General features: G+C 70.6%; 6 protein-coding genes. All 6 read left to right on the top strand.

Annotation, left to right across the window (positions count from 1 at the left end; all coding sequences use genetic code 11):
- On the top strand, positions 1 to 360 hold a 360-nt coding region (locus tag Q0W90_RS22085; protein ID WP_297776624.1), incomplete at its 5' end, for an SCO6880 family protein.
- 62 nt (positions 361 to 422) lie between these two features.
- On the top strand, positions 423 to 1,847 hold the full coding sequence (locus tag Q0W90_RS22080) for a hypothetical protein (protein WP_297776622.1): 1,425 nt from the start codon (positions 423 to 425) through the stop codon (positions 1,845 to 1,847).
- A gap of 4 nt (positions 1,848 to 1,851) precedes the next feature.
- Positions 1,852 to 3,768 (top strand): peptidoglycan DD-metalloendopeptidase family protein, encoded by a 1,917-nt coding sequence (locus tag Q0W90_RS22075; protein WP_297776620.1) that lies wholly within the window; start codon positions 1,852 to 1,854, stop codon positions 3,766 to 3,768.
- A gap of 65 nt (positions 3,769 to 3,833) precedes the next feature.
- On the top strand, positions 3,834 to 4,271 hold the full coding sequence (locus Q0W90_RS22070; protein ID WP_297776617.1) for a hypothetical protein: 438 nt from the start codon (positions 3,834 to 3,836) through the stop codon (positions 4,269 to 4,271).
- Positions 4,268 to 5,629, top strand: a complete 1,362-nt coding sequence (locus Q0W90_RS22065; protein ID WP_297776615.1) for a TraM recognition domain-containing protein — start codon at positions 4,268 to 4,270, stop codon at positions 5,627 to 5,629. Before Q0W90_RS22070 ends, Q0W90_RS22065 begins: the two co-directional genes overlap by 4 nt.
- Positions 5,626 to 6,147: a hypothetical protein gene (locus Q0W90_RS22060; RefSeq protein WP_297776612.1), complete on the top strand. Its 522-nt coding sequence runs from the start codon at positions 5,626 to 5,628 to the stop codon at positions 6,145 to 6,147. The genes Q0W90_RS22065 and Q0W90_RS22060 overlap by 4 nt, the downstream gene beginning before the upstream one ends.
- Positions 6,148 to 6,494: the final 347 nt, after the last annotated feature.

Genomic DNA, 6,494 nt, shown 5'->3' with positions numbered 1-6,494 from the left:
TCCCCGGTCTCGACCCGGGCCGCTGACCGGATCACCGGTCGAGAAGAGATGTCCGCCGTCACCGGCGCCGAGCTTCGCCGCCGTACCGGACGGCTGGAACGCGCCAAGGAGCGCCGCGCGGTCGGCACCGTCCAGGCGACCGATGAGAAACTCGCCCGCGGGCGATCGCTGGTCCGCACTAGCGCGGCCGTGTCGGTGACGGTCTCGCGGACCTGGCCGACCGCCGAGCTCGGCCGGCGACTGGACGCCTCGGTGCGACTTGCCGGCTACGTGCCCCAACGACTCGACGGCGCCCAGGACGCCGGGTTCGCCGCCGCCACCATCCCGCTGGGATGCGCCGGAACCCGACACCGACGGTGAGCCGCCGCCCGGTCCGGTAGCGCCGTTGTCCGTGACTGGGCCGAGACGGTGCCTACGGGGGTGTGCGGACACACGATGCGCGGCTCTTCACCCAGTTCGTCGGCCCCCGGGGGCGTCGCCAACCCGGCAACGGGTGGTCACCGGCGCTGCCGCCGCTGTCGGTGTGGCGAATGACCTCGGAGCAGACACCGGTGATGTGGCCGTTGATCGCCGGTCACGGCCTCCCCCCGACCGGCGCACAGATGGGTGTCGATTTGTTGTCCGGTGGGACGTTCTACTGCGACCCGTTGGGGTGGGTCAAGCACGACGGGATCTCGGTGACGAACCCGAACCTGTTCGTGTTCGGGAAACCGGGCCGGGGAAAGTCCGGGACGGTCAAGGTGTTCTGCCTGAGGATGATCGACTTCGGGTATCGGGTGCTGATCCTGGGCGACACCAAGGACGAGTACGAGGCGCTGTGCCGGGCCCTGGGGGTCGAGCCGTTCGTCATCGGTCACGGCCTCCCCGCCCGGGTGAACCCACTCGACATCGGTCCGCTCGGGGTGGGCTGGGACCGGCTCGATGCGGCGGAGGCGTCGCGCCGCTCCGCGATCGTGTTCAACCGGTGGCTGATGTTGATCCGCGGCCTGGTCGGATCCCAGAAGGTCGGTGCGGAGGCGGTCCCGTTCGGTCCCTCGGACGAGACCGCGGTCTCGGCTGCGTTGCGGGCGTTGACCGGCCACTCCACCGCCGCAACGGTGTTGCGGGAGGTGACGATCCCGGACCTGTGGCATGCCCTCGACGTCCCCGGCGACCAGCTGGTGACCGAGTGCCGGTACGGATCGGTGCGGGACTTCTACGACGGCACCCGCACCCTGCGCGACGCCCTAGGGGCGCTTGTGAAGGGGCACCTGGCCGGACTGTTCGACACCGCCACCACCATCAGCCCCGACTGGCAGGCACCCATCCAGTCGCTGTCGCTATCCCGGTTGGACAAGTCCGGAGACGAAGCCGTCGGCATCGCGTTGCTGTGCCTGAACTCGTGGGGACAGGGGATCCGCGAGATCACCGACCCGGGCGACGTACGCATCGTGGTCCGCGACGAGACCTGGAAGCAGATGCGGCTCGGTCTCGAACCGGTCAAGACCCTGGACTCCAACCTCCGGCTGTCCCGGCACGCCGGCGACGTCCAGGTCGTCGTCTACCACAAGCCGTCCGACCCGCTCTCGGCCGGCGCCGCCGACTCCCAGGCCGTCGCGATCGCCAAGGACCTGCTGCACCTGGCCGACATCCGGGTCCTGCACGGGCAGGACAAGGCGGTCGGCGACGAGCTCGCCGACCTCCTCGGGTTGAACCCGATCGCCACCTCCCTGGTGACCGGCTGGGCGATGGGCGGCAAGGGCCGGGCGTTGTGGACGGTGGGGGAAAGGAACTTCAAGGTCGAGACCCGGATGACCCCCCTCGAGACCGACCTCGCCAACACCAACCAAGCCCTCAGCACTGCCTGAGCCGATGGCTGGGAAGGGGCACGGGCTCGGGGTCTTCATCGCGGTCGCCGCCGCCCTGGTCGTCTCGGTGCCGCTGCTGGTCGTCGGCTCCCTGGGGGCGCCGCCGACCAGCACCAGCTGCGTGCCCGGGCCCACCTCCAACGGTCAGGTCGCGGCGATCCCGGGCTCCTCGCGGGCAGACGGGTTGGATGCCGCCCAGGTCGGGCACGCCGCGACGATCATCGCGGTCGGCAGAGCCGCCGATGTCCCGGACCGGGGGATCGTGGTCGCGTTGGCCACCGCGTTGCAGGAGTCGCGGCTGCGGGTCTACGCCAACGACGGCACCGGCGCGCTCGCGGCCGACCAGATCGGGATAGCGGCCTCACTGAGGCTGCCCCACGACGCGGTCGGACGTGATCACGGCAGCCTCGGCCTCTTCCAACAGCAGTGGCCGTGGTGGGGACCGATGCGCACGCTGATGGACCCCGCCTCCTCTGCGCGGCTGTTCTACACCGCGTTGCGCCGAGTGCCGTCCTGGCAGCAGCTACCGCTCGCGGTGGCCGCGCAGTCCGTGCAGAACTCGGCGTACCCGTCGGCCTACGCCGATGACGAACCCCTGGCACGCCACCTGCTGACCCAGCTCAACAGCGGCGTCAACAGCGGCGTCAACAGCGTCGTGATCAGCGGGGCCGACATGGGCGCCGACACCGGGGCCGACTGCGGGGCACCCACGGGTGGGGGAGTGGTCCGGTTCCCGCTGCCGACTGGGTCCGGGTACGTCGACCAGCACAACTTCGCCGCCACCGGGTCCTCGTGGGCACACCGACACACCGGCACCGACCTGTCGGTGGCCTGCGGTACCCCCGTGCACGCCGTGCACGCCGGCACGGTCCAGATCGTCACCGACCAAGCCTGGGCCGGACCCTGGCTGGTCAAGATCGCCGTCGCGCCCGGCCGGTTGACCACCTGGTACGCCCACATGCAGGCCGTCACCGTATCGGACGGCGACCACGTCGAGGCCGGCGCCACCATCGGCAGAGTCGGCGAGCAGGGCAACGCACACGGCTGTCACCTGCACCTCGAAGTGCACCCCCACGGCGGATCGATCTACCAGGACCCCATCGACCCCAGCAGATGGCTCGCCGACCACGTCGGCCGAACCCTCGACGGAGCCATCAGCGGGATCGTCGGCGGGTCCAGCCTGGGCCGGATCGCGTCATTCAACGTGCTCGGCGACAGCCACACCCGACCCGACGGGGAACACCCCCAGATGGCGTCCGGGCGTCAGCGGATCCGGTGGGCGCTCCGGTTGCTGGAACACCATCGGATCAACCTGGTCGGACTCCAAGAGCTGCAGACGGTGCAGGCCCAGGGATTCCGCCAGATGGTCGGATCCCGGTGGGGCCTGTGGCACGCCCCCCACGACACCCAGGACGCCGTGGCATGGCGCACCGACACCTGGCAGGCAGTCGAGCGGCGGCTCACCCCGATCCCGTACTTCGGCGGCCGGATCCGCGCGATGCCGGTGGTCCTGCTCCGCCACCGGGCCACCGGCCGGCAGGTGTGGGTGATCAGCGTGCACAACCCCGCCGACACCCACTTCTCCGGCCACAACCAGTCCCACCGCCGGGAGGCGATCCGGCGAGAGATCGCACTGGCGCATGCTCTCCTGTCCACCACCGGGGCGCCCGTCATCCTGATCGGGGACCTCAACGAGAAAACGAGTACGTTCTGTCGGCTCACCGCCAACGGCGACCTGCACGCAGCAGCAGGCGGCTCACACGCCGCCGGCACCTGCCGACCACCCCGGTACGGCGGGATCGACTGGATCTTCGGCAGCCCCATCGTGGGGTGGGCCGACTGGACCGTCGACCGCAGCGCCGCAGTACGGCGCACCACCGACCATCCCCTGGTCTTCGCCACCCTCACCTCCCTCGGCTGAATGCGTGTCCACGACCGAGGCCCCCGGGCGCCTATCAAAGAATAGGCCCGTTCCGGAGGTGAGCCATGAGAGTCCAGCAGTCCCGCACCGACGTACTCCCGTTGACTTGGGAGATCCCGACCACGATCGCCGCGAGCTGGATGTTCCTCGCCCTCCTCGCACTCCCCGCCGGACAGGCCGCCGCCGCCTGGATGGGCGGGGACGGGTTCGCGTGGCCGTCCCATCGACTGGTCGAGGCGACCCTGGACGTGGCCCGGGGCCACCCCGACGCCCACCCGCTCATGACGTACTCGATCATCGCCGTCGCCGAGATAGCCCTCGCGCTAGGAGCGGTGCTGGTGTGCTGGTGGTGGTGGCGGGCGCACGGGCCGGGCGCCCAGTACGGGCTGGCCAGCCGCCACGAGGTCGCGGCGACGCTCGGCCCCGCCAACCTGCACCGCCGCCTGCCGATCATCAGACCCGACCTGACCACCCCAGGCACCGACCAGGAGCAGCAGTCATGAAGACCAGCGACCGGACCGCCGCGGGGTGGCGGCTGGGTCGTTCCAGCGTGCCGCGCGGGGTGGAGCTGTGGGTGCCCTATGACCGCACCACCGGGGTCTACGGCCCACAGGGGTCGGGCAAGACACTCGACCTGCTCACCCCGGCCCTGCTCGCCACCCCCGGCGCGGCCCTGGTCACCCTCACCAAACCCGACGACCTGCTGCTCACCATCACCGACCGCAGCAGCCGTGGACGGCCGGTCGCGGTCCTCGACCCGTTCGACCTGGTCCCGGGCACCCCGCAGCTGGTGTGGGACCCCGTCGCCGGATGCGCGGACTCGATGACCGCCGAGCGGCGCGCCAAGGCGTTCACCGCCGGCACCGTCCGCGGGGCCGTCACCCGCGGGTCCGGGGACGAGGCCGCCCGTTTCTACGCCGCCGAGGCCGCCAAGGTGCTGCAGGCCTACTTCCACGCCGCCGCCCTCGCTGGCGGCACCCTCGCGGACGTGCTCGGGTGGATCGCCGACCCGGTCAACGCCACCCACCCCGAAGAGGTCCTACGCACCCATCCCAGGGCTGCACCGTTCTGGGACGGACTGCTCCGCGGCGCACTACACGGGGACGACCGGACCGCCGGCAACACCATCACCACCGTCCAGCAGGCGATGGCGTTGTTCTTCCAGGAATCGATCCGACGCCGATGCACCCCCGGGACCGGGCGAGCCGCGACCGACCTGCGCGACCTGATTAGCCGCGGCGGCACCGTGTACCTGCTCGGCCGAGAAGACCCCTACGCCTCCGCGTCACCGCTGCTGACCGCGATCGCCGAGCACGTCCTGGACACCGCCCTCGCGATGGCGCACACGTCGCCGTACGGGCGGCTGTGCCCCAGCTTCCTCGCCTGCCTCGACGAGCTCCCCTCCACCACCCCGCTACCGACGCTGCGGACCCGGATGGCCAACGAACGCGCCCTCGGGCTGTCGTTCCTGTACGCCGCGCAGACCTGGCGACAGCTCGTCGTCTGCTACGGCGAGGACGAGGCCCGCGCCCTGTTCGCGCTGACCAACAACATCGTCGTGTTCGGCGGCGGGAAGGACGTCGCGTTCTACAAAGAGATCTCCGACCTCATCGGCACCACCCGCATCGCCCGGTGGAGCTTCAACCGCAGCCGCGGCACCTGGGGCACCAGCGTGTACGGCGACGACGTCCCCGTCCTGCGCCCCGAAGAGATCCGGCAACTCCCCGACCGACACGCCCTCGTCGTCGCCGAGAACCTCCGCCCCCTCATCGCCCGGCTCACCAGATGCATCACCGGACCCCACGGCCGCCAACTGCTCACCGCCCAAGCAGCCGCACGCCACCCCGTGGGGCACAGATGAACCAGGACGGGCCACCGATCACGGCGTCGTTCCCGCAGCCGTCCCCGCTGCTCATCGGCCTCCTCGACGACCTGCGGCTCGCCGCCGAACGCCCCCCCGAAACCCGAGAAGAACTGCGGTGGCTCGCCGACCTGCCCCGCCCCTGGGACCCACCCACCTGCCCCGCCACCCTCCAACAGCAACTCTGGCGCTGGCTCGACGACGTCGCCGCCTGGATCAACGAGGAACACACCTGGCGAGTCGACCGGCTCATCCCGATCTGCTGGATCCAACACCCCCACATCGCCCACGAGATCGCCACCCTCGCCTGCCAACGACACAACGCCACCTACGCCGTCACCCCCGACGCCCTCGAGGACTGGCACCGCTACGCCCTCCCAGCGTTCCTCGACCGGATCACCCAACGCATCGGCGCCACTGGATGCCCACCCGACAAACACCAGTCCTGCCCGGGAGCCGCCCGGCACGCTCGTCACCGAGATCGGCTTGGATCAGTCGCGAAAGGTCACCCGGACTAACCCCGACCACGCGAATGAGCAGCCCAGGGCACGCTTCACAGACGGTCGAACAGCGGGCCACGCCGCGTCATTGGCGGTGAAATGACCAGCCTATGGGGACGAAGTCAAGGGGCTTGGTTTTGTTGATTTGTGCAAGGGGAAGTCGGCTCGCCGGGTTCGCCGGCGGGCTGGTTTGGTGTTGCGGGGTGTGCTGTTGGCGTGTGGGCGGGGCCTCGCGCCCGTCTCCTGCCCTACGTAGCGTGCAAGCGGGTTGTTTCCCGACAGCCTTCATCCGGGCTTTGGTGGAGACGGGCGGGGCTGCCCATGGTCATTCGCGGGATGTGATCCCGACGCAGCGGCGGGCTCGC

This window comes from Mycobacterium sp., from assembly GCF_025933915.1.
In the GTDB taxonomy this organism is placed as follows: domain Bacteria; phylum Actinomycetota; class Actinomycetes; order Mycobacteriales; family Mycobacteriaceae; genus Mycobacterium.
Note: the sequence above shows the minus strand (reverse complement) of the source record. Positions and strands in the feature narration are given on the sequence as shown.